Below are 26,649 nucleotides of genomic sequence, written 5' to 3' on the forward strand. Positions count from 1 at the left end.
CTCGCCCCCTCGTTCGACTGATTCTGATGTTGGCCGAACCGGTTGATCTGCCCCCTGCGACGTCGGAGTTGTACAGGAGCCCTCTTTGCCGAGCAGATACTCTAAGTCGCATTTATTGGCCGTAAGTTGTCAGTCCGCTACGTCAAGGTCGAGCCGGAGATTGAGAAGAACGGAGCCATCGCCGCATAGCGTGTGCCTGCGTGGGTCTGGACGGACCCACTCATGCGCAATATGAATTATCAATGGAGATGAGGCCTGCCGTGGCGATCACATTTTCGCGGTGTCGCTAAGGCAGGTGGCGCTCGTTCAATGCTGCTGCGCCGGGCGGTTGGCCTTCTGGTCTAACGCTGCCCGCAGAAGTGTCGATATCAGGGGATCTGGTCAATGACCGACAACAAGCCAGACGTTACCAAGGATTGGCAAGCGACGCAGGGCCAGAAGTCCTCCGCCACGCGTCTTCGCCTTTTCGCCGCACTCTCGTGGATCGTCGCCATTGGCGGCGAGATCTACGGAATCATGCTGCTTCGCCAGAACAAGTTCGACCAGGCACACCTGCCGCTGGTCATCGGCCTTCTGGTCGGCATCGCGATTTTCGCAATCGCCGGCAACTTGCTGTGGAAGGCGGCCAACAGGCACGATCCGGCCCGTGCATCCGACGCGGCCAGGTTCTTCTTCCAAAACCAGCTCGGCGCAATCATCACGCTGATTGCCTTCCTCCCGCTGGTTTTCTTGATCCTCACCGACAAAAACATGGATCCGCGGACCAAGAAGGTTGCCGGCGGCGTCGGCGCTGCGCTGGCCGTGCTCGCGACGGTCATGGGGATCAGTTTCAACCCCCCGTCGGTCGAACAGTACACCCAGGATATGAACGCATGCGCAGCCCAGATCAAGTCGGGGCAGCCCACCACCGCCTGTTCGCCCGATGTCGCCGCTCAGGCGCAGGCGATCGCGACGGACACCGCCGCGGTAACGGCGGCGACGCGGGACGCGAGCCACCCCGCCGGTCAGGATGTCGTCTACTGGATCGCGCCGGAAGCCGGAGCCGCGAAGTCCGCCGAGCCGCATGTTTTCCACCTCTGCGCAGGCGTGAGTCCGCTGAAGGGCAAGACCGTGAATAGTGGCTCAGTGACGGAGGCCTACGCGCAGAACGCCGTCCGCATCACGAAACAGATCGATATGGAACAGAAGCAGTGCGGGTTCACCCCCACAACCAGCACCAACTGAACCTGCCTGCGCTCGATCGCGTCTATCGGGGCCACAGCGCCAGCCCGGAGAACAATGATGCATAGATGGACGGTGTGTATACCCGTAGAGGGTTAAAGGCCCCTACGATCGGCTTTAGAGGAGACTACGTCGATGACGAACGTGCGCGCCCTTGTCCTCGAACGCCAACACGAACTCAAGCTGCGTGACATCGATCTACCACAGACCGTCGGCCCGGGCGAAGTTCGCATCAAAATCCACACTGTCGGCATCTGCGGCTCCGACGTGCACGACTACACACATGGCCGCATCGGCCCGTTCGTGGTCGAAGCGCCGATGGTCTTGGGCCATGAAGCCGCCGGCACCGTCGTCGGAACGGGTGAAGGCGTCGAGCATCTGAAGGTCGGCGACCGCGTCTGCATGGAGCCGGGTATCCCCGATCCCAATTCGCGGGCGAGCCGGCTCGGCCTCTACAACATCGATCCAGCGGTCAGGTTCTGGGCAACGCCGCCGATCCACGGCGTGCTGACGCCCTATGTCGTCCACCCCGCCAACTACACTTTCAAACTGCCCGACAATGTCAGCTTCGCCGAGGGCGCGATGGTGGAGCCCTTCGCTGTCGGCATGCAGGCGGCGGCCAAAGCGAAGATTGCGCCGGGTGACACCGCGGTGGTGATTGGCGCCGGGCCGATCGGCACGATGGTGGCGATCGCCGCGCTCGCCGGCGGCTGCGCCCGCGCCGTTGTAGCAGATCTCGCCCAACCCAAGCTCGACATTGCCGCCGGCTACCAGGGTGTGATCCCGATCAACGTCCGCGACAAGAACCTGGCGGCGGAGGTCAAGCGCCTGACCGATGGCTGGGGCGCCGACGTGGTGTTTGAATGCTCGGGCTCGTCCAAGGCATGGGAGACCCTGCTCGATCTGCCGCGGCCCGGTGGTACCGTGGTGGTGGTCGGCCTGCCGGTCGCGCCGGTGGCGTTCGACATCGCTACGGCCTCTACCAAGGAAATTCGCATCGAGACGGTATTCCGCTATGCCCACCAATATGACCGGGCGATCGCACTGATGGGATCGGGTCGGGTCGATCTCAAACCATTGATTTCGGCGACCTTCCCCTTCGAAGACTCCATCACCGCATTTGATCGCGCGGTCGAAGCCCGGCCGGCGGACGTAAAGCTTCAGATCCAATTGCCGGATTAAGGCGAGTTCCAAATCCCCCGGGCTGCCCTCCCGATCTCCTGTGCGTTGCGTAGCTTCTTGGGCCGCCAAGGCTGGCTGACGGCAGCCCTGAGCGCTTTTGGTGCTGACACACGGCATTTATCGGCGGCGCTCCCTCCAAAAACAACTCCACACCCGGCGATGACGGGATCCTCTGGGACCACGAGCAAATCCCTTGAGTGCTGAGGGAACCGACACTTGACAAATCGGCGGCCGTCCGACACGCTCTTAACAAAAGGCACAACAAACTTACAAAAGTTCAAGTTGGCACAATCTGGCCGATAGGGAGAAGGCCGATGCATCTCTGTGACCGAGCGGAGATTTGCGCGTGAGCACGATGACCGTGACCCGCGAAACGCCCAGATGGGCCCTGCCCCGGTTCATGACGGCCGAGCATCCTTTCCCCTGGCTCGCGCCGATCACGGTGATGCTTCTCGTTTTCGGCATCTACCCCCTCGCCTATTCAGTTTGGCTGTCGTTTCACAAACGCAATGTCGTCTCCCGGCAACTTGACTTCGCCGGGCTCCACCAATGGACGCGTGCCTTCTCGGATCCGCGCATGTGGCATTCGTTGGAGACCACGCTGATCTACACCTTCGTCGCGCTTGCGGTTCAGCTTGCGCTCGGCATCCTCATCGCGCTTCTGCTTGACACCGATCGCAAAGGTTACGGGGTGCTGCGGGCGCTAATGACACTGCCGCTGGTGGTGCCGCCTGCGGTGACCGGAATGATGTTCCTGCTGATGCAGGACGGCTCTTTCGGCGTCCTGTCGTTCTACCTGTATGCCCTCGACCTGATCTCGCCGGCACAGCCGATCCTGACGCAGCCCGGAACCGCATTGGCGGCGATCCTGCTGGCTGACATATGGCAATGGACGCCGTTCATGGTGCTCATCATCCTGGCAGGGCTTAGGGCGCTGCCGAAGGAACCTTTCGAGGCAGCGGCGATCGACGGCGCCACCGGCATCCAGACGTTCTGGCGGCTCACATTGCCGATGCTGCGCAAGGTGATAGCGGTTGCGGTGCTGATCCGCGGCGTCGATCTCTTTCGCATATACGACTACGTTTACATCATCACCGCTGGCGGGCCAGGCACGGCCACCGAGACGCTTTCATTCTACGCGGGTCGAATCTACTTCACGGGAGACTTCCCCTATGCCGCGACCCTGTCGCTGATTGTGCTCGTCGTCTTGATCGTCGTGTCGAACGTCTTCGTCAGGCTGTTCAAGGTGAGGTTCTGATGGAGCCGTCGCGCGCCCAAGCGATCGCCCGTGACGTGCTCGCCGTCCTGGTGGTGGCGATCTTCATGTTTCCAATCGCGTGGTGGGCCCTGTCGTCCATCAAACCCTATTCGGCGATCTTCGATCGCAGCGGACCGGTTTACACCGGTTTCACGCCAACGCCGGACAACTACCGCGTGACGTTGCTTGGCGTTTCGCGCGTCGACATCGGCATGGAACAGGGCGGCGAAGCGGCCGGGGTCATCAAGGGGGGCGCCAGTTCCTATGATTCCCGCCAGTCGTTGCTCGACAGTGCCATCATAGCCGTCGGATCGACGGCGCTGACGCTGCTGCTGGCAACTCTGGCCGCCTACTGCCTGTCGCGAATGCAGTTCAGCGGCCAGCAGTCCTTTCTGTTCTGGATTCTTTCGCAGCGCTTCATGCCGCCAATCGCGATCGTCATTCCGATCGTTTTCATGTTCCGCGATCTCGGCTTGCGCGATACCTATACGGGGCTCATCCTCGTTCACAGTTTGATCAATCTGCCGCTGGCGGTTTTGCTTTTGAAGTCGTTCTTCGACGATGTTCCGCGCGAGGTCGATGAGGCGGCGCTGATCGACGGCGCAACACGCTGGCAGACGTTCCGGCGCGTGGTCCTTCCCATGGTCAAGGGCGGCATCGCTGCGACGGCTGTGCTGTGTTTCATCTTTTCGTGGACCGAGTTCCTGCTCTCACTGTTCCTGACAACGTCGATCCGCACCGTGCCGGTGAAGATCTCGACCTTTGTCACCTCAACCGCAACCGAGTGGGGCTACATCACAGCGCTCGGCACGTCCGCGATCATACCCAGCTTCATCTTTATCCTGCTGGTTCAACGGCATCTGGTCCGCGGCCTCACCCTCGGGTCCCTGAAGGAGTGAGGCGCAGGCGAGAAGAACGACGACAAAAAACGCAACGGAGGAACGATCATGAGCTTCAGAGAACACGACAAGAAGACATTCGTCGCCGATACCTGCAACGACTTTACGGCGCGCCGAATAACCAAACGCGACTTCATGAGGAAGATGGCGCTCGCCGGTGTCGGCTTTTCTGCCTTTGGATCAGCCATGCTAGGTGGCGGCCGCACCAATCGGGGGATCCTGGGCCTCGGGGTTGAAGAAGCCCGCGCCCAGGACGCCGATATGTTGAAGTGGCTGGCCGATGTCGGCAAACCGTATGCCGGCACCAAAATCCGCTACACTTCGGAAGCGACGCCGCCAACGATCGTCGCCAACCAGCTTGTCGCGGGTGAATTCACCAAGGCCACCGGCATTGAGGTGGAAGTCGAGATCGTGCCGCTGGAGCAGGTTCTCGCCAAGGCGACGCAAGATGTGCAGGGCCAGCTTGGCACCTATGACGTCTACTATCTCGATCAGTCCTGGATGGCGACGTTTGCACAGGATGTCGTCGATCCGCGCGAGTATTATGACCAGAACAAGAACCTGGCGATGCCCAACTTCGACTGGGACGATTTCTCCAAGCCGCTGGTCGACGGCATCGCCATGTACAACGGCAAGCAGTGCGGAATCCCGTTCGATATTCCGATCTTCATCCTGATGTACCGCAAGGATCTTTTCGACAAACACAACATTGCGCTGCCGACAGACCTCGACGCCTACCTCAAGGCCGTGCAGGCGCTCACAGAGGCAGAAAAAAGCAACGGCATCTTCGGCACCGCGTGCCAGGCGAAGTCCGGCCACTATTCGCTCGAATGCGACTGGACCTTCGCGTTGTGGGGCCATGGCGGTTCGATCTTCAACAAAGACAAGAAGTTTGTCGGCAATGACGAGCGCGGCGTGGCCGGGCTGCAATTCTATCAGGAGCTGGTCAAGAACTCGCCGCCCTCTGCGACGACATGGACTTGGGACGGTCAGGGACAGGCACTGACACAGGGTCAGGCCGCGATGGCAATCACCTGGGGCGAAGATTTCCCCGGCTTCGACGCCAACGATTCCAAGGTCAAAGGCCTGTTCGAGGCCCTGCCCGCGCCCAAGGAGGTTCCCGGTCGTCGCGCCGCCGCCGATTGCGGCTTCAACGAAATCCCGGCCGTTGGTCACCAGGGCGGTTCGACGATTTCGCTGTCGCAATATTCCAAGAACAAGGAAGCGGCATGGCTGTTCATGCAGTGGGTCTGCTCGAAGGATGTGATGGCGCGGGTATCGACGCTCGGCGGCGGCGCCTCGCCGATGCGCAATTCTTCCTTCACCGATCCTCGCGTGAAGGCGAAGGCCGTCGTCGGGCCTGGAACGACACGCCACTTCGACGCGATCAAATACACGATCGACAACCAGATGGGATCGGAGCCGGACATGCCGATCTGGGCGGATCTGTCGAACAACGACATTCCGGTTGAGCTCGGCAAATTGCTTACGGGCCAAGACTATGGCGGCAATGCCAAAGCGTGCCTCGATGCCATCGCCGGCATTGTCGACGGCAAAGTCAAGGACGCCGGTCTTTAGCGACTCGTCGTGATTTGGGCGAAGGCGGCTTCCACCGCCCTCGCCCTTTGGCAATGTGGCGGCAATGGTTCCGGATCTCGTCATCGGCATCGATTCCTCGACCTCGGCAACCAAGGCGATCGCCTGGGACCGCAATGGGCTGGCCGTGGCTGAAGGTCGTGCACCGCTTGCAATGTCCAACCCGCGGCCGGGCTATTTCGAGCAGGATCCGGCCGAGTGGTGGGCCTCGACGGTTGCGGCGCTTCGTGCTGTCGCGGCAACAGTTTCGCCGGCACGCATTGCCGCCCTTGCGATTGCCAACCAGCGCGAAAGCTTCGGCCTTTTCGACGAGCAGGGCCAAGCGGTCGGGCCGGCGACGCTCTGGCTCGATGAGCGCGCCCGTGGGAAAGCACGGCGCTTCGGCGAGAGTTTCGGCGCGGCACGCGTCCACGCAATATCCGGCAAGCCTCTGGACGTCATTCCTTGCCTTTACCGCATGATCTGGTTTCGCGAGGAAGAGCCCGAGATTTTTGCCCGCGTGGAGCGAATGGCCGAAGTCCATGGCTATCTGGTCTTTCGCTTGAGCGGCCGGTGGGTGACGTCCACCGCATCCGCCGACCCGATGGGCATACTCGATATGCGAGCTATGGACTGGTCCAACGAAATATTGGACGCCGCGGGCGTGGCGCGGGGAATGATGCCGGACCTGGCGAGGCCCGGCAGCGTTCTGGGCCAACTGACTTCGGAAGCCGCCATACTGACGGGCCTGCGGGAGGGCACGCCGATCGTCGCCGGCGGCGGCGACGGTCAATGCGCCGGAACGGGCGCTGGCGTGTTGCAGCCGCGATGCGCTTACATCAATCTCGGCACGGCGGTCGTCTCCGGCAGCTTTGGCACGGACTACGTCCATGACCAGGCCTTCCGCACCGAGACGGCGGTCGCCGATGATGGCTATATCTACGAGACGTGCCTTCGCGCCGGCACTTTTCTCGTCGACTGGATGGCGCGCGAAATGCTTGGCGTCGATCTGCATGGCGCAAGCGGCCTGGCAGCGCTCGAGGCCGAAGCCGCTGCCAGCCCGATCGGCGCAGGCGGCATAATGCTTCTTCCCTACTGGCAGGGCGTCATGGACCCGCACTGGGACAGTAGGGCCCGTGGTGTGATTGCCGGGCTGTCCGGCTCGAGCAGCCGCGGCGACATCTATCGTGCCGTGCTGGAAGGTATAGCGCTGCATCAGGCCGCGACAAGTCAGCGGGCCGCCGCAGCGGCCGCCCAGACCATCGGCCAATTCATAGCCATCGGCGGAGGAGCGAAATCCGACCTGTGGATGCAGATTCTGGCGGATGCGCTCGATCATCCCATAAAGCGTTCGACGACGGTGGAAGCCTCCTCGCTTGGCGCGGCGATGGCGGCGGCAAAGGGCGTGGGCTGGTTTTCCTCCATCGCCGAAGCGTCGCTCGCAATGGCCAGCGAGCCGGCCAAAACCTTCGAACCGGACGCGAAACGGGCCACGCTCTACGCCGAACTTCTTGCGATCCATGCCGATCTTTGGCCAACGCTTTCAACCTGGAACCAGCGTCTCGCGGCCTTCATGGAGACCGATCATGGCTGAAGCGAGCAACTGGAACGCCTTGATCGAGGACGTTGTCGCAGGACGCTGGACAGATCCCAAGACAGGCGCAGCCGCGGTCCTGCCGTTCCAAACAATCGAATTGCTGGAGACGACGGAGGGCCGCGAGGGGGATCTCGTTGCGCCCCTGGCGCTAGGCAGCCGCATCGCCGTGGTCTCCGACATCAACACCGTCGATGTGATGGGCAGGCGCGTCGCGAAGGCGCTGCGTGCCATCGCCGAAATCGACGAAATCGTGCTGCCTGACGGCCTCGACTGCGATGAGGCAACGATCCAGATGGTCAGGGAGAAGACGCGTCACGCCGAAGGCGTCGTGGCCGTCGGGTCCGGCGTCCTCAACGACAGCTGCAAGCATGCAACCTTCCTCGACCAGCGGCCCTATGCCGTCTTCGGCACGGCGGCCTCGATGAATGGCTATGGCGCCTCGACAGCGTCGGTGACGTTGGCTTCAGGGCTCAAGATCTCGCTGCCCTCGCATGCTCCGCGAGGCATCTTCCTGGACCTTGGCGTGTCGGCTGCAGCACCCAGTTGGCTCAGCGCCGCCGGGCTTGGCGACAGCCTCTGCCGCTCCACCGCCCAGACCGACTGGTGGGCTTCGCATCGGCTGTTCGGCACTTACTATTCCGAGGTGCCTTATCTGCTTCAGGCGGGCGATGAGGAACCGATGCTGGCCCATGCGCCTGGCCTTGCCAGGCACGACATCACCGCCGTCGGACATCTCCAGCGCGTCCTGACGCTGTGCTCGATGGGCGTGTGCTTTGCCGGCGTTTCCCATCCCGGGTCCATGGGGGAGCACCAGATCTCCCATTGGGTCGACATGTTCGCGCAAGCACATCATCCAGGCACCACGCACGGCCAGCAGGTTGGGGTTGCCTCGCTGGTCATGGCGCGTCTGCAAGCGCGGCTGCTGGACATGGAAGAGCCGCCGCAGGCAAAGCCAACCGTCATCGACGAGGCGGCGATGCTGGCCCGCTATGGAGCGCAGCTTGGACCACTTTGCATTGCCGAGATGCGGAAGACAGCACTCGACGCCAGCCAGACGGAAATCTTCAACCGGAAACTCGCGGAAATCTGGCCGGCCCTGCGCCAGGAGGTTCGGCCAATGGCAATGCCGGTTGCCCGCATGGAGGCAGCCCTGAAGGCTGCGGGGGGGCCGGTCACCGGCGCGGAACTAGGCCTGCCGCGCGCGCTTTGGCACGATGCCATTCGCTATTCGCGAGAAATCCGCGGCCGCTGGTCCTTTGTCAATCTGGCCGCCGATGCAGGACTCCTGGAAGAATTTCTGGACAGCCAATGGTGAGAGCGCATCCGATCGCCAATGGCTCGCATGGCGAAAATGAGATCCAACCGGCAAGGGCAATCGAAGGGTAGGAATTTATGGCGTCTGTCACCATCAGCAACATAAAGAAGGACTATGGCGCCCTCTCGATTATCGATGGACTAGATCTCTCGATCGAGGATGGCCAGTTCGTCGTTCTGTTGGGGCCGTCCGGCTGCGGCAAGTCCACGTTGTTGCGCATGATAGCCGGTCTCGAGCCCATCACGTCCGGTGAGATCGCCATAGGCGACAGGGTCGTCAACACGCTTCACCCCAAAGACCGCAACATCGCGATGGTCTTCCAGAATTACGCGCTTTATGCGCACATGACCGTCTTCGACAACATGGCCTTTTCCATGCAGTTGAAGAAGCGCCCCAACGAAGAAATCAAACAGAAGGTCGGGTGGGCGGCATCGATCCTCAACCTGACTCCCTATCTGGAACGGTACCCTCGCCAGCTTTCGGGCGGCCAGCGGCAGCGCGTCGCCATGGGCCGCGCCATCGTGCGGGACCCAACTGTGTTCCTGTTCGACGAGCCGCTGTCCAACCTCGATGCCAAGCTGCGGGTGCAGATGCGCACCGAAATCAAGGAACTCCACCAGCGACTGAAGACCACCACGGTCTATGTCACGCATGACCAGATCGAGGCCATGACCATGGCCGATGTCATCGTCATCATGCGCGACGGCCGTATCGAGCAAATCGGGCGCCCGCTCGATGTCTACGATCACCCGGCAAACCTGTTCGTCGCTTCTTTCATCGGCTCGCCCGCAATGAACATGTTGCATGGCGAGGTGGCATCCGAGCGTGACGCCTGGGTGGTGCGGACCGACGAGCTATCCCTCCCGCTGCCGCCAGGGGCTGCGGTCCGGCCCGGCCAAAGGGTGATCTACGGCATTCGCCCCGAACATCTTCGACCCGTGGCCAACGGGCGCGGCATTCCGGCCAGGATTACGGTTGTCGAGCCGACCGGCCCCGAAATCCACATCTTTGCCAGCATGGGCAACACCGCGATCTGCTCGGTGCTGCATGACCGGATGGAGCTCTCTCCTGGAGCTTTAATCCATCTGGAACCGGCGCCTGAGCGAATCCACCTGTTCGACCAAGGCAGCGGCGAGCGACTGGACAAGGGAAGAAGCTGAATGGCCCAGGTCGTTATCCTCGGCGCCGGCGTCATGGGCTCTGCCATGACGCTTCCGGCCGCTCACGCGGGTAACCGCATCACTCTTGTCGGCACCCATCTCGACGAGGAGATCGTCGGCTTGGTGGCCGGCACAGGTCGTCATCCGCGCCTCAACATCACACTGCCTGATATGGTAGCCGCCAGGTCCTGGACCGAATTCGGGGCAGCGATGAACGATGGACCCGATCTGCTTGTACTCGGCGTCTCGTCGGCCGGCATTCCTTGGGCGATCGAGCGCATTGCAGAAAGCATCAAGTTGCCGGTGCCGATACTGATGATTACGAAAGGACTTGCAGCAAGCGACGAAGGCATCGAAATCCTGCCACATCTGCTTGCCCGCGAGATCGAGCAACGCACCGGCTTGTCTGTCCCGGTGATGGCCGTCGGCGGACCGTGCATTGCCGGCGAACTGGCGGCACAGCGCGACACCTCTGTGATCGTGGCCGGGCACGATCCCGACCAGGTGGCCGCGGCGTACCGCATTCTGCGCGCGCCTTTCTATCATGCGCGATCGTCACCCGATCTCGTCGGCGTCGAGATCTGCGCTGCTTTCAAGAATTTCTACACACTCGCAGTTGGGGCTCCCGTCGGACTGCTGGAGCGCGACGGCAAGGCGCCCAATGGTGCGCTCATGCACAATCTTGCCTCGTCACTTTTCTCGCAGTCCCTCGCGGAGATGGCGATTCTGGTCGATGCTCTGGGCGGAAAAATCGAAACAGTGCTGGGGCTGGCAGGCTCCGGCGATCTTTATGTGACCTGCCAGGCGGGCCGTAACGGTCGCATGGGGCGCCTGCTTGGCCGCGGCCTGCCCTATTCCGTGGCGAAGCGCGAACATATGAGTTCGGACACGGTCGAGGGAGCGCAACTGGCGCTGGACCTTGGTCCGACTTTGAAGAATATGATGGCCCGGGGTGTACTTCCCCATGATCGCCTGCCGCTGACGACCGCCATCATCGACGCGGTTTGTCACGATGCTCCGCTGGTTTTGTCCTTCGACCGCTATCATCGAGGCTAGCGGAGCCGGGGAAACTCGATTGATGCCTCATATCGATGAGCACATGGCTCGGCCGAGCCCGCTCTGGACCCGCTGCCGCGGAGTGGACAGGATGATCTGATGGAGAAACCCGCACGAAAGAAACGCGACGGCCGCCAAGCTGTAACGAGTTCGGTCACGGCTGATCGTGAGGAAGGGCTGCTCGTGCGCGCCGCCTGGCTTGCTTACGTCGGTGACCTCACGCAGGCGCAAATTGCCAAGTCTCTTGGCCTGACCCGCCTTCGCGTCAACCGGATGCTGGCGCACGCGCGCCAGCGGGGGATCGTTCAGATTCGCATCAATTCGAAGGTGGCGAACTGCATCGAGCTGGAGCACCGGCTGCGGGACGCCTATGGTGTCTCGGATCCAATCGTGGTTCCGACACCACCCGATCCTGCGCTGGTGCCACAGGTCATCGCAGCCGCCGCCGGTGAGGCCCTGTCGCTCAGAATCCGCGACGGGATATCGGTGGGCGTGGGATGGGGACGGACGCTCCAGCTTAGTCTGCGGTCAGTGACCGTACGCCCGGTCAAAGGAATGTCGGTCGTTTCCCTGCTTGGTGGGCTCACGCGCGGATCGGCGATCAACATCTATGAGATCGCTTCGCGGCTCGCGGCGCTTTTCGATGCGGAATGCTTCTACATCGCAGCACCGGTGTTCACGGACACTGAGGCCACGCGCGATCTGCTTATGCGCCAGTCCATTCTGGAAGACGCCTTCACCCATGCCCGCGACGTTGACGCCGCTTTCGTTTCGGTGGGCGCGGTGCACAAGGACGCCACCATTTTTCGGATCGGACTGGTAGGCGACGATGATCTCAAATCGCTCCGCGAGGCGGGAGCCGTCGGCGATATTTGCGGCCACTGGATCGGCGCCGACGGACAACTCGTCGATCACCCGCTAAACAATCGCGTAATCGGTCTCGCGCCCGAACATCTGCGCGACATCGACACTGTGATCCTCCCCTCCGGTGGCCTCGACAAGGTTCCGGTGCTGCGCGCCGTGTTGCGTCTGGGAGTCGTCGATGTGCTGATCACCGACGAGAAAACCGCTGAGGCGATCCTTGCGCAAAAGCCGTAGCGCAGACTGATCTCTACCAGCAGAGCGGCTCGCGACTGATCGCTTCTTCGCGTCACAGAACCTCGTGGATTTCCTCGATCGAAGTCTCGCCGATCCGCTTGTCGAGAACGATCTCTCCACGCGCCATGGCCACGACCCGGTCGCAGCATTCGAAAACATGATGCATGTTGTGGCTGATGAAGACGCTGGTGATGTTCTGGGCCTTGAGCGCGCGAACGAAGCCAATCACCTTTCGCGTCTCCTTCACCGAAAGATGATTGGTCGGCTCGTCGAGAATCATGACTTTCGACTTGAAGTGCATGGCCCGGGCGATCGCCACGCCTTGGCGCTGGCCGCCCGACAGTTCGCCGACCAGCGCGTCCGGCGACCTCAGATGCAGATCGACGTCGGCGATCGCCTTGACACTTTCATCACGCATGCGCTTCTGGTCCAGGATGCCGATGCCGAAAACCGAGCCCTTCACCGGCTCGCGTCCGATGAAAACGTTGCGGGCGATGGTCATGGTCGGCACCATCGAATTGTACTGGTAGATCGTCTCGATGCCGCGATCCATGGCGTCGCGCGGATTCGAGAATAGGACCGGTTCACCTTCGATCCTGATCTCGCCGCCATCGGGCTTTTGGGTGCCTGACAGGATGTTGATCAACGTCGATTTGCCGGCGCCATTGTCGCCGACAAGGCCCAGGGCCTCGTCTGGATAAATGTCCAGAGTGACGTTCTTCAAGGCGTGGACGCCGGAATACCATTTCTGGAGTCCCTTGATCGCGATAATGGGTGCCGCCATGATCACGTCTCCACCTTCATTGCCCTGCCCCGCTTTCGCAGCCAGGCATTCACGACGACCGCGAAGATAGTCAGGAAGCCGATTGCCATCTTGAACCAGTTGGCGTCAACCTGGCTCAGCACCAGTCCGTTGTCGATGACGCGAATAAGGGCAGCCCCTATGATGCCGCCGAAGATAGTGCCGATGCCGCCAGCCAGCGAGGCGCCACCGATGACGGCAGCCGACACGGCTTGCAACTCCAGCCCCTCGCCGATCGAGGGCAGCGGCGCGCCGAGCCGCATCACCTGAATGGTGCCGGCAAAGCCGGCGAGCACAGAACAGATCATGAAGCAGGCGACCTTCACCCGGGCCGTCGGGATGCCCATCGATTGCGCGGCAGGCAGAAAGCCGCCGGTGGCGCGCACCCAGTTGCCGAAATTCGTGCGCGACAGAAGGACCGTCGCCAGGATTGCCACGGCGACAAACCAGAAGAACGACATCCGAAAGAGGTCGCCTGGCCCCACATAGATCGTAAACAGCCATTTGGGCAGAGCGTTGGCCGGAATGACAGGAGGGAAGCCACCGGAGATTACCACCGTCAGCGAACGCGCGATGAACAGCATGCCAAGCGTGGTGATGAAGCTTGGTATCGCGAAACGAATCGTTATGAACCCGTTGAAGAAGCCGATCAGGGCGGCGATCGCGAGGCCGGCGGCAAAGGCCGGCGCGAACGGCACGCCGGCCGCCAGCATCACCGCCATCGTCATCGGGGTCAGCGCAAAGACCGAGCCCACGGAAAGATCAAACTCGCCGCATATCATCAGCAGGGTCACGCCGATCGCGACCAGCCCCATTTCAGGCAGCAGCCCAAGCATTCCACGCACGTTCTGTGTGTTCAGAAATACGCCGTTCGAGCGTATCTGAAAGACGAGAAGGAGGAGGAGCAGGAACACGACCGCGGCAAGCTCCGGCTTCTCCAGATAAATCTTCATCAAGCGCTTCATCATTCGCTCCGGCTTGGGATTGTTTGCGCTGGCTTGCCGCATCGGCAAGGGGATGGCGGCAGTCTGTCTTCTACCGCCCTTGACCGGGAGATGCGGTGGCAGGATGAGGGGTGGAGCTAAAACGCCCAAAGGCCACGCGGCCTGCCCCCCACCCTTGCCCCCTCCCGTAAAGAACGAGGAGAGGACGCCGGCTTCGCCGCCTACCGCACGCCTTTTGCGGCCAGTTCCTTGAGCTTCGGCACGTCTTCCTTGACGATGATGCCCTTGCCGGTGTCGATGTCTGCCGGCAGCAAACCGACGTTCTTGGCGAGATAGGATTCCATCACCGGCATGAAGCCCTGCATGTAGGGCTGCTGGTCGACCTGGACCTGGATATAACCCGCTTTCATCTGTTGCAGGACTTCCGAGACGATATCGAAGCCGCCCATCAGCACCTTGCCCGGCTCGACGCCGCGATCGATCAGCACTTGGGCCACGTAGGCATGCCAAAGGCCGGTGTCGAAATACACCGTGGTGTCCGGGTGGGCAGACAGATAGGCGCCAACTCGATCGGCGACGACGGCGCCATCTGTGCCGGTGTCGAGCCGTTCGATGACTACTTCGCGTCCGCCATTCGCGGCCTTGTATTCCTCAAGGAACTTCATGACACCGGTAGCGCGCTGTTCCGACCAGTTCTGACCGGGCGCGGAGACGCCGACGAGCGCCCTGATCTTGCCTTCCTTGGGGAAGAACTCGGACATCTTCTTGCCGAGTTCGTAGCCGGCGGGAATGAAGCCCTGGCCGATGAAGGCCTGGCGGGCATTGCCGGCTGCACCCTCGGTGTCGTCGACGTTGGACGCGATCACCGTGACGCCGGCAGCGCGGGCGTCGGCGATGATCTGGTCGAAAGCATTGTTGTCGACGATCGAGGTGATCAGCGCGTCCGGTTTTGCCGCGAGCGCCGCCTGCATGTTGGCCGATTGTTGCTCGATCGAGCCTTCGGTCTGCGTGAAGACCATCTGGCAATTGGCCTGGATCTTGGCGCAGGCGTCGTCAAACCCCTTCTTCACCGCCTGCCAGAACGGGTTCGACGCCGACGAATGATGCGTGAAGACGATGTTCATCGGCTCCTGTGCGCGCGAGCCGATTGTCGAGCCTCCAGCCAGTACTGCTCCCAAGGCTGCCGAGATAAGTAGCTTCTTCATGGTTCTCCTCCTCCGTAGAAAGCTGCTTCAGGTTCATTTTCAGAGAGTCGATGCGTCAGTCACCCGTCGAAGCGCCGTGAAGGCGCGATCGATCTCCGGGTTCAGTTCCATGCCGAGGCCCGGTCCGGGAGGCACGATGATCATGCCGTTCTTCACCTGCGGCAAAGCGGTCACAAGGTCGCGGTACCAGGTCTTGTAAAAGGCCCTGACACTTTCCTGGACAAGCGCGTTCGGCGCATTCAGCGACAGGTGGGTCGATGCGCCGAGCACCACTGGACCGGTGCAGTCGTGTGGCGCGACCGGCAGGTGCCATGCCTCAGCCATGGCAGCGATCTTGCGCGCCTCCGAGAGCCCGCCGCACCAGCTGATATCGAGCATGATGACACCGGCGGCTCCAGTTTCGAGAAGGTCGCGGAAGGCCCAGCGGGAACCGAGCGTCTCCGAAGCCGATATCGGCGCCAGCGAAGCCTCGGCATAGCGTTTCAGGCTGGACAGGCTGTCCATCCTGATCGGATCTTCGTGCCAGAAGGTCTTGTAGGGGGCAAGCTCGCGAGCGATCTGCATGGCCGGCAGCAGCTGCCACATTGAATGGAATTCAACCATGATGTCCATCTTGTCGCCGACCGCATTGCGGATTTTCTCGAATGGCGCCAGCGCGGAATTCAAGTCGGGCTGCGATATATACTGGCCGCGCGTTTTCTCGGCGGCCATGTCGAACGGCCAGATCTTCATGGCCGTGATGCCTTCCTCCAATAACGAATGCGCCAGTTCGTCGGCGCGGTGAAGGAAGCCGTTCAGATCATCATAGGCGTCGCCGGGCTTATCGAGCCCGTAGTTGGCCGTCGTCTGGCCCGTGGCCTTCTTGATGTATTCGGGTCCGGCACAGGTGTTGTAGGTCCTGATCTCGTGCCTGGTGAACCCGCCGAGGAGCTGTGCGATCGGCTGACCCGTGGCCTTTCCAAACAGATCCCAAAGCGCGATGTCGAAAGCGGAATTGCCCCTGACTTCCGCGCCCGTCGATCGGAAACCGAGATAGCCGACAAGATCGGCGGCGAGCAGGTCGATCTGCAAGGGGTCGCGACCGATCACGCGCGGCGCGACATATTCGTGCAAATAGGTCTCGACGGTCTCGGCCATGAAGAAGGTCTCGCCCAGTCCCACGAGGTCTTCGTCCGTGTGAACCAGGACCCAGAGAAGGTTCGGCCGCTCCTTGAGCCGCAGCGTTTCCAGTTTCGCGATCTTCATTGTGCCCCCGTCCTCAGGCGATGCCGGCCGCCAGCAGGGCCTTGACGCTCTCGTCAAAATGCCTCGCCATCAGGTCGCGAGCAGACTGGGGATCACCGGTCTCGATAGCTTCGGCGAGCTCGATATGGATCTGGATCATCTCCAACTGCTCGGCATCCGAAGGGCGGCTGCGCCAGCCGATCGGCCAGGTCTGGCGCGATACGCGCTCGAACGCGCCTACGATGAGGCTAAAAACCGGATTCTTTGCCGCCTTGGCGATTTCGAGGTGAAAGGCGAGATCGTGCTCCATGACCTGTTCCGGTCGCTGGAAATTCTCGCGCATGGCAAGCGCGTGCGCCCTGATCCTTTCCACTTCGTCGGCGGTTCTGCGCAAAGCCGCCAGCATGGCGGTGCGGGTCTCGATCGTGCGGCGCACGTCGTAGATTTGCTGCACCGTGATCTGCTCGGTGTGGACGCCATGCTCGATCACCAGCGACATGGCGCCATAGTCCAGCTCGGCGACGGTAGCCCGCCTGCCTGCCCTGAGGTCGATAAGCCGCATCGCGGCGAGCGAGCTGAAGGCCTCGCGCACCACAGTACGCGAGACGCTCAATTGCCTCGAAAGCGCGGCCTCGCTGGGCAGCCGGTCGCCTGGTCCGAGTTCATGCGTGCGGATGTGGCGCGTGATCTCGCCGATCGTATTGCTGACCAGGCTCGCTGCGTCGGAATGTTTTGCGGCTACCACCGTGCTCACGCGATCTCCAGTTCAGAAGGCAAACCTGTATGGCAGGTTTTGCAGATGTGTTGATAGTACCTTGAAAAGCTGTATGTCAAGCTCAAGTCATTGCCGGGAGACCGTCGGCATCGTCGCCCGGAGAGCGGTGACCCCACGCTTGCATATCCGCTGCTCTTGATGCGACAGACGGCGGTCGGCCGGGTGCGGCGCGCCTGCATGATCGGACAGGCAATCATCTCGCTTGGGCAGGCTGGACAGTCTCATCGTGAACCCCGGCGGGCGCCCGACCATGCCGTCGGAAAATATCTCAGCGGACTATTCCCTGATATTTCGATCGACGCACCCCATATGGGTGGACAGAGTGTCACTTGAGGATTTGCCTATGCTGATTTCGCGTTGGGGACGGTTTGCAGTTTTGTTCGCCGGATTGTTCCTGGCATTTTCCATGGTCGCTGTGGATCACGCCGATGCGCGCCGTGGCGGCAGCTTCGGCAGTCGCGGCATGCGCACTTTCCAGCCGGTCCCGCCGACCAGAGTCGCGCCGCAACCGGCCGCACCGGTCGAGCGCTCGATGACGCCTAATGCGGCAACGAACAATGCGGCCCGTCAGCCGCAGGCATTCCAGCGCCCAGGCTTCTTCAACGGCCTCGGCGGATCGATGATGCGGGGGCTGCTCCTCGGCGGTTTGATCGGCGTTCTTCTGGGCCATGGGTTCGGCGGCTTGGCCGGCATGTTGGGCCTTTTGCTCCAAGTACTGCTGATCGGCGGCGTGATCATGCTGGCGATCCGCTTTTTCCGCTCGCAATCGGCATACAACACGGCGCCCGCTACGGCCGGTGCCTCGCGGGGCACCGGGACCCTTGGGCGAAACGCAGCAGCTGGGCGCGAGCCGAGCAACGCTACAGCTTTCCCCATTCCAGGCATCGGGTCAGGATTTGGCGGAACGAGCCAAGCCAACGCTTCCGATGAGATCACATTCACGCAAACCGACCTCGACACGTTCCAGCAACGGCTGACGGAAGTTCAGGAGGCATTCGCGCGCGAAGATCATGCTGCTTTGCGCCGGTTGGCGACGCCCGAGATGGTGTCCTATCTGTCCGAGGAACTTGCCGACAATGCCAAAAAGGGCGTCAGGAACGACGTGTCGGACGTCAACCTATTGGAGGCCGATATTGCGGAAAGTTGGCGGGAGGGTGACCTCGACTACGCGACGGCTGCTTTGCGCTATGAGTCTCGCGACGTAACCCGCGATCGCATCAGCGGCAAGATCGTTGAGGGCCAGGCCGATCAGCCGACGGAGACAATCGAACTGTGGACCTTTGCGCGCCAGAACGGCGCTGAGTGGAAGCTCGCCGCGATCCAGCAGCCTGGCTGATGTGCTGGCCTGATCGAATGGCTGCCAGGAGACTGTCCAGTTTTGCCAGCTGCGCACTTGAAGGTCGGTCAGCCGAGGTGAAGCGGCGGGCTCTATCGGCCCAGCGGCAGCTTCGAAGTCGAAAGCAGTTCGGCCTCATCTATCACTCCGGCCATGTAATTTGCAATGATGCGCGACGCGAGCGCTTCATGCTCTATTGGGCTGGATGCAGCGGCTTTCTGGCCGCGTCTTACGGAACCGTTGCCAACGCGATCGTCGGCAATGTCGATGTGCGCTCTACCACCTTCGTCGCGGCGTTCGGTTAGAGCCCACCCTGCCTCATGTTCGAGGTTTGGAAGCGTCGGCACTGCGCGAGCTTCTTTCAAAAAAATGGTAGGGCCCGCCGCCAAGCGCGAAGCCATCGTGCATCTGCAGGCCACAATGGGAGTGTCGGAGCGGCGGGCCTGTTCCTCTGGCGGCCATCGAGGCGTCGTTAGCCGCACTTTCCGCGCACCCCTGTGCGCCGCCACCAATCTCGCGTAGACATGCCTGCCGGCATCCGGCGCTGCGACGTGAGAACCTCATGCGAATCCTGTTGCCTGTGTTCTTCCTCTGCCTGACCAGCCTGTCGCCCGCCCGAGCCGCGTCGGGCGATTGCGGCGATGCCGCCGCCCTGGTGCAGCAGGCCTATCCCAAGGCCCAAAAGAGCGCCGACGGCGCGTCGTTCACGCTTGTACCCCATACGAGCATCGCCTCAACGCTCCCGGAGAGCGATGCGCCATTCGGCCTGGCCTGCAAGATCTGGCCGGCTCATGACGACCTGCTTTTGGTCGCGGTACCGCTGATCGACAGTGCTAACGGCGACCACCTGCATGTCGGCGACATCGAGCTGCTGGTGGTCGATAGAAAGAGCCTGCGGGTGCGCCAGCGCCTGCTCCAGCCTGGACTGATGACCGATGATGCCATCGCGATCCGTAAGGTGGAATTCGACACCGGCCGCTTTGCACTGGCCCCCGAGGTCACCGCCTTCGGCCTGCGCATCGAAATGGCAAACCATTCGCAGGCTACTCCCTTCAGTGAAACCGACCTGCGGCTCTATGCCGTCGCCAGCGATGCGCTGCGCTTGGTGCTCGACGGCCTCGTGGTGGCCGCCTCTGGCGGCGATAGCGATGCCAGTTGCGCCGGATCCTTTCATTCCAGCCAGGTCAGCCTGGCGATGAGTCCGGCGCGCCACCACGGCTATCGAGACATCATTGCGGTCGAGCGGTCGAATACCGACAATCCCTCCCCCGACCAGAATGGCGAATGCCAGTCCCATCCCGGCAAGCCTGTGAAGCGGACCTACCGGCTGCGCTATGACGGCAGCCGCTACGCGGTTCCCGCGGCACTCAAGGTGATGGGGTTGTGACGCCGCCGCATACGTCCCTGCCTTGGTTCGTCAATGTGATCAATTCCAGTTGAAAGGGTATCGACCATTAATTCTCTCGTGATAGGAGGCGCTCAAGGGGGGCTCTTCCCAAAGGAGCTGATGATTTGTGGTGGTCAAGATTCAAAAGGGGTTTTGCAGGAACGTGGGACGACAGACTTGACGGGCTATTCTCCGCAAAGGTCGACTACGCCGGAAAATCCATTCTCGATGTTGGCTGCAATATGGGTGTTGTCGCCTATGAGATATCCAAGCTGAAACCCAGCTCGATCCACGGGATCGACATTGCCAAGCCGCACATCGAGACTGCAAAAATGTTATTGAGCGGCTCCCCGGTGCATGCCCGGTTCGATCGCCTGAATCTTGGCAGCCGGCGCCTCGGCAATATCCTTCTACCGAAATACGATATCGTCCTGCTGCTGGCCGTCTATCAGCACATGCAGCGCAACATCGGCCCAGGCAAGGCGCGAAGGGTGCTTTCCAATATTGTGAGGCGCACCTCAAACGTCGTTGCCCGCGTTCCGCCTGGAACGGATGGCGAATTCATCGAAACGCTTTCTGACGAGGGATTCCAGGTCAAGAGCACTCACACATCGCCCCTTGGTAGTCATGTGCTCGTGCTTGAGAAACCTGCCTTCGGAAATCCGCAGCCATAGAGATTTCGCATCGCCGTGGCAATCTGCCCCACTAACATCCCATGTGCCAGCGGCGGCACAGACCCGCTGCTGGCTGCAACTCAGCTCGTTGGGCGCCGATTCGCCGGGAGAGCATCTCGCGGCTGGACTTCGCGCCAATGCCGTTGACGTTTGAGGTCGCGGCTGCGGTGTTCTCTGCCACTGCCTTGACAGACAGGATGCCCCCGTTGGCGTAGGTGACGAATTTGGCCGCCATGGCGAGAGCATCGCCAGCCTGCGGCCAGCGCACCGCCGGTGTCGAAATTCAGCCATGTGCGCTATCAGCTCGCAGGCGCCCGTCCAGCGCTCTGGCTCAGGGCGCCGGGCGAGTGAACAGGGTTCGGAATAGCTCCTCAGCACGCCGCAGTCCTTCATCTGTCAGAATCACTGACTTCGCCTTGTTTGCCGGATTCGCGATCAGCCCCTTCTGGTGCAAGCGATCCAGAGCATTCCAATCCAACCCCTTCCAGGCGCGCCTCTCTTCATGCAGCGTCAGCCAAAGCAGGCCCATAACGGCATCGTCGATCTTGTCGGTGTCGATCTCCATGCAAGCGGTCTAACACGCGAAAGCGCCGCTGCCACGATCCACACCGTAGGGTTATTCCTCGCGCAACGGTTCGACCGAGAATAAATGTTTCACCGAGGCGTCGCATGCGCGACGGTGTCATTTGGGGGGACGAGCCGGAATGAGATCCGAGTTCATCATGGTGACTAAGCGGCCGTGGCAGCCCTTGCCACTGGCAAATGAAATGCGGATTGGCGAAATCCTCGCCGTCGCTCTGGTTGCGCTGCAGGCGAGCGGCTGACCGTCCAGCGTGCGCGTCATGCTGCCGGCAGCGCGCAGTACCGCGTCACCCCGCCGCGGTGTCCCATTCCATAATGCGACCGAAGCGCGGACACGTTTCGCGGGACGCTTTCTTTTCCGACGTGCTCTCCGACCGAAGTCTCGACCTTGCTAGAGGTGAATTTTTGATCCCTGAGCGGTTATCTCGGAGCGCATTCCGGCCACAACCGACGTTGCGACATCCCTTCACTGATTCACTGTCCGTCTGCGCCAGAATGCGAAATCTGCTGTGAGGGTCGGGGCTCAGCAGCAACCGCTCAAGGTCGGTCCGACGTTGCAGGGCTGACGTGTTTTCATCGAGCCAAGACTGACTCTGGTACCGTGCCGGGAATGAGCTATAGTTCACATACTAAGACGGCCGGGCGCTTGCACAATGGCTGGACTGGGCGAACAGATTGCGCGTCAGCAGCGCACCATGGGACCGCTCCTGGTGGCGGCAGTGGTCATCGGCCTTATCGGTCTGCCCGTCGCAGCCTGGCTCGACCTCCGAGACCTGTCGGAACGGATGCTGCGCAGGCAAGCCAGCGAAATCAGCCGGATCATCGACGAAATGCGCGGATTCTACGGCAGCGACGTCGTGGGACGCGTGCTGCAAGCTAACGGCGCTGTGACTGCGACGCACAACTACCGGGACGTGCCAGGTGCGATCCCTATTCCAGCAACCCTCTCGATCGAACTCGGCAAGCGCATCAGCGCTCATGACGGGTCGGTCAAATATCGGTTCGTCTCGGATCTGCCTTTCAAAGGTCGCGCGCCCCACCAGCTCGATGTTTTCGAGCGGAATGCAATCTTGGCTTTGCGCGCTAACCCGAAGGAGCCGATCATCGAAGTCTCGGGCTCACTGTTTGACCGGCAGGTCCGCGCCGCGGCCCCTGTCATAATGGGACAAGTGTGCGTGACCTGCCATAACTCACACCCGGATAGCCCCAAGACGGACTGGAAGGTAGGGGATGTCCGAGGGATCCAGGAGATATCAGTCAATCAGCCTATCGCTGCGAACATCCTCACTTTCAAGTATCTGCTCGTATATTTCGCCTTCGCGGCGGCGGCGGGCCTGACGTTCATTCTCCTGCAGCGTCGGCAGTCCGCGTTGATTCAGGGCATCAACAAGGAGCTTTCGGAGGCAAACGACTTCCTCGCCGCGATCTCATTGAAGATCGCCAAATACCTTTCGCCTCAAATTTACAAAAGCATCTTCAGCGGCCAGAAGGACGTCACCATCGCGACCGAGCGCAAGAAGCTCACGATCTTTTTCTCCGACGTCAAGGATTTCACCGCGATCGTGGAACGGCTCCAGCCCGAGGACCTGACGCTTCTCCTCAACGAGTACTTCACCGAGATGTCGACGATCGCGCTCAAACACGGCGGCACCGTCGACAAGTTCATCGGCGACGCGCTTCTTGTGTTCTTCGGAGACCCCGAGACGCAAGGCATCGAGGAAGACGCAAGGGCCTGCTTGCGCATGGCTGTCGACATGCAGCGTCGGCTGGAGCAGTTGAACAGGGTGTGGCATGACCGCGGAGTTGAACGGCCCTTCCGAGCTCGCATGGGCATCAACACAGGCTATTGCAATGTCGGGAACTTCGGTTCCGATGATCGGATGGACTACACGATCATTGGAGCCGAGGCGAACTTGGCGGCCCGTCTGCAGTCGATTGCCGAGCCCGGCGGCATCTGCCTCAGCTATGAGACTTACGCGCTCGTGCGCGACCTTGTCCGGGCGCGTCCATTAGCACCGATTGCCATGAAGGGGATCAGCCGGGAGGTTGTACCCTACGAGGTCGAGGGCCTCCTGGGTGAACTCGCACAGCGCCCTCAGGTCATCAGCGAGCACACGACTGGCCTCGACTTGTTCCTCGATGTTGAGGCAATCGACGAGAATGCGGTCGAGCGGGCGAAGAAACGACTTTCGGAGGCGCTCCTGGCCTTATCCATCCGAAGCAAGCCCGCCGCATTTTAGGTTCTTGAGCGTGATCCAATCTGGGACCGTGGCCAGCCACATAAGTCGGGTTCGAAGCCGCCCTCATGCGCCGCCGGTATTGACGCACCCGGCTGGTATCACGAAAAATACGACGAGGCCCGCAAGGACTTGATCATGACTGGTCGTGCCATGCTGCAGACGCCTTTAGCTTGATGTGGTCGCTGACGTCGCCCCCAGGCCGGATGGGGAGCGTTATCGTGGTGTTTACACGCCTCGGTCAGCACCTGAGATCGCGGTCATAAGTCACTGTAACACATTCGCTTTCACACATGGGGCTGGAACTGCGCTTACGTCGCGACAAGTCGTGCGAGAGGAACGCTGACAGGTCTGACGCGTTCCTTTGGTTGCGCAGTCATCGTCTAGCCAGATCCAGCCGCCTTGCCGCTGGCGATAAAATGCGGGTTGGCGAAATCCTCGTCGTCGCTCTGGTTACGCTTGCCGTAGGCGAGCGGCGCACCATCCAGCGTGCGCGTCATTCCGCCGGCAGCGCGTAGCACCGCGTCACCCGCGGCCGTATCCCACTCCATAGTGCGGCCGAAGCGCGGATAGACGTCCGCCTCGGCGCCGGCGACAAGGCAGAATTTCAGCGACGAGCCGACCGAGACGATCTCGGCCGCGCCAAGCGCGCGGATATAGGCGTCGGTCTCCGGCGTGTTGTGGGAGCGGCTGGCAACGACGGTCAGCGGCATCATACCGGCCCTTGCCGAAATCGGTTGGCGATCGACGATCACATAGTTGTCATCAATCTTGATCGTTTCCGCTTTGCCCGGCCGGCCGGAAAAGAAGCGGCCGGTGCAAGGCGCGAAGACAACGCCGATCTCCGGCACGCCATCGCGAACCAGCGCTATGTTGACAGTGAAATCGGTCCTGCGGTTGACGAACTCCTTGGTGCCGTCGAGAGGATCGATCAGGAAGAAGGCGTCACCGAGATCCGGTGCCATGATGCCGGCCGAAGCTTCTTCCTCGGCCACGCACGGAATCTCGGGAAATGCGGCGCGCAGCCCGGCAAGAATAATCTTCTCGCTCTCGCGGTCAGCCTCCGTCACCGGCGAACTGTCCAACTTGCTGTCGACCGCACAGCCGGCACGAAAGACGCGCATCACCTCGCGTCCCGCCGCCAAGGCAAGGTGCTCGAAGACGGCGAGCATTGCTTCGTCGTCAGATACCGCCGCCGCTGTCATATTGGTCTTCGGCAATGTCCCGCTCGTTCAGCCAGTGTTCCAGGGCGTCCACCATCTCCTCGGCCGATCTGCCGAGTGTCTTGAGATGGATTTCGGGCTTTTCCGGCACCTCATAGGGTGAATCGACGCCGGTGAAATTCTTGATCTCGCCGTTCAACGCCCGCGCATAGAGGCCCTTCGGATCGCGCCTGGCACATTCCTCGAAAGGTGTGTCGACAAACACCTCGATGAATTCGCCATCGGCCATCAATTCGCGCGCCATGCGCCGCTCCGCGCTGAACGGCGAAATGAATGACACGATGACGATCAGCCCGGCGTCGGCCATCAGGCGCGCGACTTCGGCAACGCGGCGAATGTTCTCGACACGATCGGCGTCCGTGAAGCCGAGATCGCGGTTGAGTCCGTGACGGACGTTGTCGCCATCCAGAATGTAGGTATGACGGCCGGTGGCGAACAGTTTCTTTTCAAACAGATTGGCGATGGTCGACTTGCCCGAGCCCGAAAGCCCGGTGAACCAGAACACGGCCGGCCGCTGGTTCTTCATATCGGCACGCGCGCGCTTGCCGACATCGAGCGACTGCCAGTGGATGTTTTCGGCGCGGCGCAGCGAATGCAGGATCATGCCGGCACCGACCGTGGCATTGGTGATACGGTCGATCAGAATGAAGGCGCCGGTGGTGCGGTTTTCGGCAAACGGATCGAAGGCGATCGGCGACCGCGTCGAGATGTTGCAGATGCCGACTTCGTTCATTTCAAGCGACTTGGCCGCCTCATGGGCAAAGTCGTTGACGTTGACCCGGTACTTCAGGTCGGTGATGGTGGCACTGGTCTGGTCGGTTTCGGTGCGCAGAATGTAAGAGCGGCCGGGCAGCAGCGCATGTTCGTCGAACCAGACGATGTTTGCGGCGAACTGGTCGGCGACCTGCGGCCGCGCCGCCGGCGATACTAGCATATTGCCGCGCGAGACCTCGACCTCGTCGTCGAGGACAAGGGTGATGGCCTGGCCGGCAATAGCCTGCTGAAGATCGCCGCCATGCGAGACGATGCGCCTGACACGGGAGGACTTGCCGGATTTCGCGACGACCACCTCGTCGCCCGGCGCAACCGATCCGGACGCTATGGTGCCGGCGAAGCCGCGGAAATCGAGGTTGGGACGGTTCACATATTGGACAGGAAACCGGAACGGCAATTCGACCGCGGCCTCGTCGACCGAGACGATTTCGAGATGTTCGATCAGCGTCGGGCCGGAATACCAGTCTGTCCTAACGGAACGGCCCGTAACGTTGTCGCCGTAGCGGGCCGACATCGGGATGGGCACGATCGTCCGGAAACCGAGCTCACGTGAGAACTGCCCGTAATCAGCGACGATCCGTTCAAAAACTGCTTCGTCGAAGCCGACAAGATCGATCTTGTTGACGGCGAGCACAATGTGGCGGATGCCAAGCAGCGAGGCAATGATCGAATGCCGCCTGGTCTGGCGCAGTACGCCCTGGCGGGCATCGATCAGCACGATGGCGAGATCCGCCGTCGATGCACCTGTCGCCATGTTACGCGTGTACTGTTCGTGGCCGGGCGTGTCGGCGACGATGAACTTGCGCATCGGCGTGGCGAAGAAGCGATAGGCGACGTCGATGGTAATGCCTTGCTCGCGCTCGGCCTCGAGGCCGTCGACCAGCAGCGCGAAGTCGACGTCGTCGCCGGTGGTGCCGTGCTTGCGCGAATCGCGCTCGAGTGTGGCTAACTGATCCTCGAAAATCTGCTTGGTATCGGAAAGCAGGCGCCCGATCAGCGTCGACTTGCCGTCGTCGACCGAGCCGCAGGTCAGGAAGCGCAGCAGCGACTTTCGTTCCTGCGCCGCCAGATAGTCGCGGACGCCGTCGGTCGGGGCGAGGCTCTTGGCCATGATGTGGCGCATAC

At 61.5% G+C, this 26,649-nt stretch carries 23 protein-coding genes and 1 pseudogene; 15 read left to right on the top strand and 9 right to left on the bottom strand.

Annotated features, from left to right (window positions below; translation table 11 throughout):
* The first annotated feature begins 384 nt into the window (after nt 1-384).
* From NKJ12_RS05145 to NKJ12_RS05190, 10 genes are all read left to right on the top strand, one after another.
* Nucleotides 385-1,224 (top strand): hypothetical protein, encoded by an 840-nt coding sequence (locus tag NKJ12_RS05145; protein ID WP_352701475.1) that lies wholly within the window; start codon nt 385-387, stop codon nt 1,222-1,224.
* Between the two features lie 132 nt (nt 1,225-1,356).
* Nucleotides 1,357-2,403, top strand: coding sequence for an NAD(P)-dependent alcohol dehydrogenase (locus tag NKJ12_RS05150; RefSeq protein WP_352701476.1), 1,047 nt, complete (start codon nt 1,357-1,359; stop codon nt 2,401-2,403).
* A 355-nt stretch (nt 2,404-2,758) separates the two neighbouring features.
* Nucleotides 2,759-3,661 (top strand): carbohydrate ABC transporter permease, encoded by a 903-nt coding sequence (locus NKJ12_RS05155; RefSeq protein WP_352702053.1) that lies wholly within the window; start codon nt 2,759-2,761, stop codon nt 3,659-3,661.
* Nucleotides 3,661-4,560: a carbohydrate ABC transporter permease gene (locus NKJ12_RS05160; RefSeq protein ID WP_352701477.1), complete on the top strand. Its 900-nt coding sequence runs from the start codon at nt 3,661-3,663 to the stop codon at nt 4,558-4,560. Before NKJ12_RS05155 ends, NKJ12_RS05160 begins: the two co-directional genes overlap by 1 nt.
* Before the next feature lie 48 nt (nt 4,561-4,608).
* The gene (locus tag NKJ12_RS05165; RefSeq protein WP_352701478.1) at nt 4,609-6,138 is read left to right on the top strand and encodes an ABC transporter substrate-binding protein; all 1,530 of its coding nucleotides are present in this window, start codon (nt 4,609-4,611) and stop codon (nt 6,136-6,138) included.
* Between the two features lie 64 nt (nt 6,139-6,202).
* Nucleotides 6,203-7,729 carry a xylulokinase gene (locus NKJ12_RS05170; RefSeq protein WP_352701479.1) on the top strand — a complete coding sequence of 509 codons (1,527 nt, stop codon included), beginning with the start codon at nt 6,203-6,205 and terminating at the stop codon, nt 7,727-7,729.
* Nucleotides 7,722-9,047, top strand: coding sequence for an iron-containing alcohol dehydrogenase (locus NKJ12_RS05175; protein ID WP_352701480.1), 1,326 nt, complete (start codon nt 7,722-7,724; stop codon nt 9,045-9,047). The genes NKJ12_RS05170 and NKJ12_RS05175 overlap by 8 nt, the downstream gene beginning before the upstream one ends.
* 77 nt (nt 9,048-9,124) lie before the next feature.
* On the top strand, nt 9,125-10,207 hold the full coding sequence (locus tag NKJ12_RS05180) for an ABC transporter ATP-binding protein (protein WP_352701481.1): 1,083 nt from the start codon (nt 9,125-9,127) through the stop codon (nt 10,205-10,207).
* Nucleotides 10,208-11,263, top strand: coding sequence for a hypothetical protein (locus NKJ12_RS05185; RefSeq protein WP_352701482.1), 1,056 nt, complete (start codon nt 10,208-10,210; stop codon nt 11,261-11,263). It abuts the gene before it with no gap.
* Between the two features lie 99 nt (nt 11,264-11,362).
* Entirely contained in the window at nt 11,363-12,361 is a 999-nt protein-coding gene (locus NKJ12_RS05190; protein ID WP_352507685.1) for a sugar-binding transcriptional regulator, read from the top strand.
* A 52-nt stretch (nt 12,362-12,413) separates the two neighbouring features.
* On the opposite strand, the gene NKJ12_RS05195 is transcribed toward NKJ12_RS05190, so the two are convergent.
* The 5 genes from NKJ12_RS05195 to NKJ12_RS05215 all read right to left on the bottom strand — a co-directional run bounded on the left by NKJ12_RS05195 (nt 12,414) and on the right by NKJ12_RS05215 (nt 17,290).
* Nucleotides 12,414-13,145 (bottom strand): ATP-binding cassette domain-containing protein, encoded by a 732-nt coding sequence (locus NKJ12_RS05195; protein ID WP_352701483.1) that lies wholly within the window; start codon nt 13,143-13,145, stop codon nt 12,414-12,416.
* Nucleotides 13,146-13,147: 2 nt separating this feature from the next.
* Nucleotides 13,148-14,128 carry an ABC transporter permease gene (locus NKJ12_RS05200; protein ID WP_023678771.1) on the bottom strand — a complete coding sequence of 327 codons (981 nt, stop codon included), beginning with the start codon at nt 14,126-14,128 and terminating at the stop codon, nt 13,148-13,150.
* A 200-nt stretch (nt 14,129-14,328) separates the two neighbouring features.
* Nucleotides 14,329-15,312, bottom strand: coding sequence for a sugar ABC transporter substrate-binding protein (locus NKJ12_RS05205; protein ID WP_352701484.1), 984 nt, complete (start codon nt 15,310-15,312; stop codon nt 14,329-14,331).
* A gap of 39 nt (nt 15,313-15,351) precedes the next feature.
* Entirely contained in the window at nt 15,352-16,557 is a 1,206-nt protein-coding gene (locus tag NKJ12_RS05210) for a mandelate racemase/muconate lactonizing enzyme family protein (protein ID WP_352701485.1), read from the bottom strand.
* Between the two features lie 13 nt (nt 16,558-16,570).
* Nucleotides 16,571-17,290 carry a FadR/GntR family transcriptional regulator gene (locus NKJ12_RS05215; protein WP_502895628.1) on the bottom strand — a complete coding sequence of 240 codons (720 nt, stop codon included), beginning with the start codon at nt 17,288-17,290 and terminating at the stop codon, nt 16,571-16,573.
* A 364-nt stretch (nt 17,291-17,654) separates the two neighbouring features.
* On the opposite strand from NKJ12_RS05215, the gene NKJ12_RS05220 reads away from it, so the two are divergent.
* The 4 genes and pseudogenes from NKJ12_RS05220 to NKJ12_RS05235 all read left to right on the top strand — a co-directional run bounded on the left by NKJ12_RS05220 (nt 17,655) and on the right by NKJ12_RS05235 (nt 20,708).
* On the top strand, nt 17,655-18,647 hold the full coding sequence (locus NKJ12_RS05220; protein ID WP_502905692.1) for a Tim44 domain-containing protein: 993 nt from the start codon (nt 17,655-17,657) through the stop codon (nt 18,645-18,647).
* Nucleotides 18,648-18,978: 331 nt separating this feature from the next.
* Nucleotides 18,979-19,094: pseudogene (locus tag NKJ12_RS05225) on the top strand (IS3 family transposase); the annotation flags it as partial.
* 115 nt (nt 19,095-19,209) lie between these two features.
* Nucleotides 19,210-20,034, top strand: a complete 825-nt coding sequence (locus tag NKJ12_RS05230; RefSeq protein ID WP_352701486.1) for a PA3715 family protein — start codon at nt 19,210-19,212, stop codon at nt 20,032-20,034.
* A 125-nt stretch (nt 20,035-20,159) separates the two neighbouring features.
* Nucleotides 20,160-20,708: a class I SAM-dependent methyltransferase gene (locus NKJ12_RS05235; RefSeq protein WP_156948240.1), complete on the top strand. Its 549-nt coding sequence runs from the start codon at nt 20,160-20,162 to the stop codon at nt 20,706-20,708.
* 31 nt (nt 20,709-20,739) lie between these two features.
* Here NKJ12_RS05235 and NKJ12_RS05240 read toward each other — a convergent pair whose 3' ends face one another.
* Nucleotides 20,740-20,943: a hypothetical protein gene (locus NKJ12_RS05240; protein WP_352701487.1), complete on the bottom strand. Its 204-nt coding sequence runs from the start codon at nt 20,941-20,943 to the stop codon at nt 20,740-20,742.
* 96 nt (nt 20,944-21,039) lie between these two features.
* Entirely contained in the window at nt 21,040-21,273 is a 234-nt protein-coding gene (locus NKJ12_RS05245) for a DUF6429 family protein (protein ID WP_352701488.1), read from the bottom strand.
* A 670-nt stretch (nt 21,274-21,943) separates the two neighbouring features.
* Between NKJ12_RS05245 and NKJ12_RS05250 the strand changes: the two genes are divergently transcribed.
* Entirely contained in the window at nt 21,944-23,530 is a 1,587-nt protein-coding gene (locus tag NKJ12_RS05250; protein WP_352701489.1) for an adenylate/guanylate cyclase domain-containing protein, read from the top strand.
* Nucleotides 23,531-23,910: 380 nt separating this feature from the next.
* Here the strand turns inward: NKJ12_RS05250 and cysQ are convergent, their stop codons facing one another.
* Nucleotides 23,911-24,699: a 3'(2'),5'-bisphosphate nucleotidase CysQ gene (gene cysQ / locus NKJ12_RS05255; RefSeq protein ID WP_352702058.1), complete on the bottom strand. Its 789-nt coding sequence runs from the start codon at nt 24,697-24,699 to the stop codon at nt 23,911-23,913.
* Between the two features lie 10 nt (nt 24,700-24,709).
* Entirely contained in the window at nt 24,710-26,647 is a 1,938-nt protein-coding gene (gene cysN, locus NKJ12_RS05260; protein ID WP_352701490.1) for a sulfate adenylyltransferase subunit CysN, read from the bottom strand.
* Nucleotides 26,648-26,649: the final 2 nt, after the last annotated feature.

The organism is Mesorhizobium sp. M0195 (assembly GCF_040322115.1).
Taxonomy (GTDB): domain Bacteria; phylum Pseudomonadota; class Alphaproteobacteria; order Rhizobiales; family Rhizobiaceae; genus Mesorhizobium.

Excerpts from the sequence above, each read along its gene's own strand:
- NKJ12_RS05145 (WP_352701475.1), top strand. The coding sequence starts at position 385 with ATGACCGACAACAAGCCAGACGTTACCAAGGATTGGCAAGCGACGCAG.
- NKJ12_RS05150 (WP_352701476.1), top strand. The coding sequence starts at position 1,357 with ATGACGAACGTGCGCGCCCTTGTCCTCGAACGCCAACACGAACTCAAG.
- NKJ12_RS05155 (WP_352702053.1), top strand. The coding sequence starts at position 2,759 with ATGACCGTGACCCGCGAAACGCCCAGATGGGCCCTGCCCCGGTTCATG.
- NKJ12_RS05160 (WP_352701477.1), top strand. The coding sequence starts at position 3,661 with ATGGAGCCGTCGCGCGCCCAAGCGATCGCCCGTGACGTGCTCGCCGTC.
- NKJ12_RS05165 (WP_352701478.1), top strand. The coding sequence starts at position 4,609 with ATGAGCTTCAGAGAACACGACAAGAAGACATTCGTCGCCGATACCTGC.
- NKJ12_RS05170 (WP_352701479.1), top strand. The coding sequence starts at position 6,203 with ATGGTTCCGGATCTCGTCATCGGCATCGATTCCTCGACCTCGGCAACC.
- NKJ12_RS05175 (WP_352701480.1), top strand. The coding sequence starts at position 7,722 with ATGGCTGAAGCGAGCAACTGGAACGCCTTGATCGAGGACGTTGTCGCA.
- NKJ12_RS05180 (WP_352701481.1), top strand. The coding sequence starts at position 9,125 with ATGGCGTCTGTCACCATCAGCAACATAAAGAAGGACTATGGCGCCCTC.
- NKJ12_RS05185 (WP_352701482.1), top strand. The coding sequence starts at position 10,208 with ATGGCCCAGGTCGTTATCCTCGGCGCCGGCGTCATGGGCTCTGCCATG.
- NKJ12_RS05190 (WP_352507685.1), top strand. The coding sequence starts at position 11,363 with ATGGAGAAACCCGCACGAAAGAAACGCGACGGCCGCCAAGCTGTAACG.
- NKJ12_RS05195 (WP_352701483.1), bottom strand. The coding sequence starts at position 13,145 with ATGGCGGCACCCATTATCGCGATCAAGGGACTCCAGAAATGGTATTCC.
- NKJ12_RS05200 (WP_023678771.1), bottom strand. The coding sequence starts at position 14,128 with ATGAAGCGCTTGATGAAGATTTATCTGGAGAAGCCGGAGCTTGCCGCG.
- NKJ12_RS05205 (WP_352701484.1), bottom strand. The coding sequence starts at position 15,312 with ATGAAGAAGCTACTTATCTCGGCAGCCTTGGGAGCAGTACTGGCTGGA.
- NKJ12_RS05210 (WP_352701485.1), bottom strand. The coding sequence starts at position 16,557 with ATGAAGATCGCGAAACTGGAAACGCTGCGGCTCAAGGAGCGGCCGAAC.
- NKJ12_RS05220 (WP_502905692.1), top strand. The coding sequence starts at position 17,655 with ATGCTGATTTCGCGTTGGGGACGGTTTGCAGTTTTGTTCGCCGGATTG.
- NKJ12_RS05230 (WP_352701486.1), top strand. The coding sequence starts at position 19,210 with ATGCGAATCCTGTTGCCTGTGTTCTTCCTCTGCCTGACCAGCCTGTCG.
- NKJ12_RS05240 (WP_352701487.1), bottom strand. The coding sequence starts at position 20,943 with ATGGCGGCCAAATTCGTCACCTACGCCAACGGGGGCATCCTGTCTGTC.
- NKJ12_RS05245 (WP_352701488.1), bottom strand. The coding sequence starts at position 21,273 with ATGGAGATCGACACCGACAAGATCGACGATGCCGTTATGGGCCTGCTT.
- NKJ12_RS05250 (WP_352701489.1), top strand. The coding sequence starts at position 21,944 with ATGGCTGGACTGGGCGAACAGATTGCGCGTCAGCAGCGCACCATGGGA.
- cysQ (WP_352702058.1), bottom strand. The coding sequence starts at position 24,699 with ATGCTCGCCGTCTTCGAGCACCTTGCCTTGGCGGCGGGACGCGAGGTG.
- cysN (WP_352701490.1), bottom strand. The coding sequence starts at position 26,647 with ATGCGCCACATCATGGCCAAGAGCCTCGCCCCGACCGACGGCGTCCGC.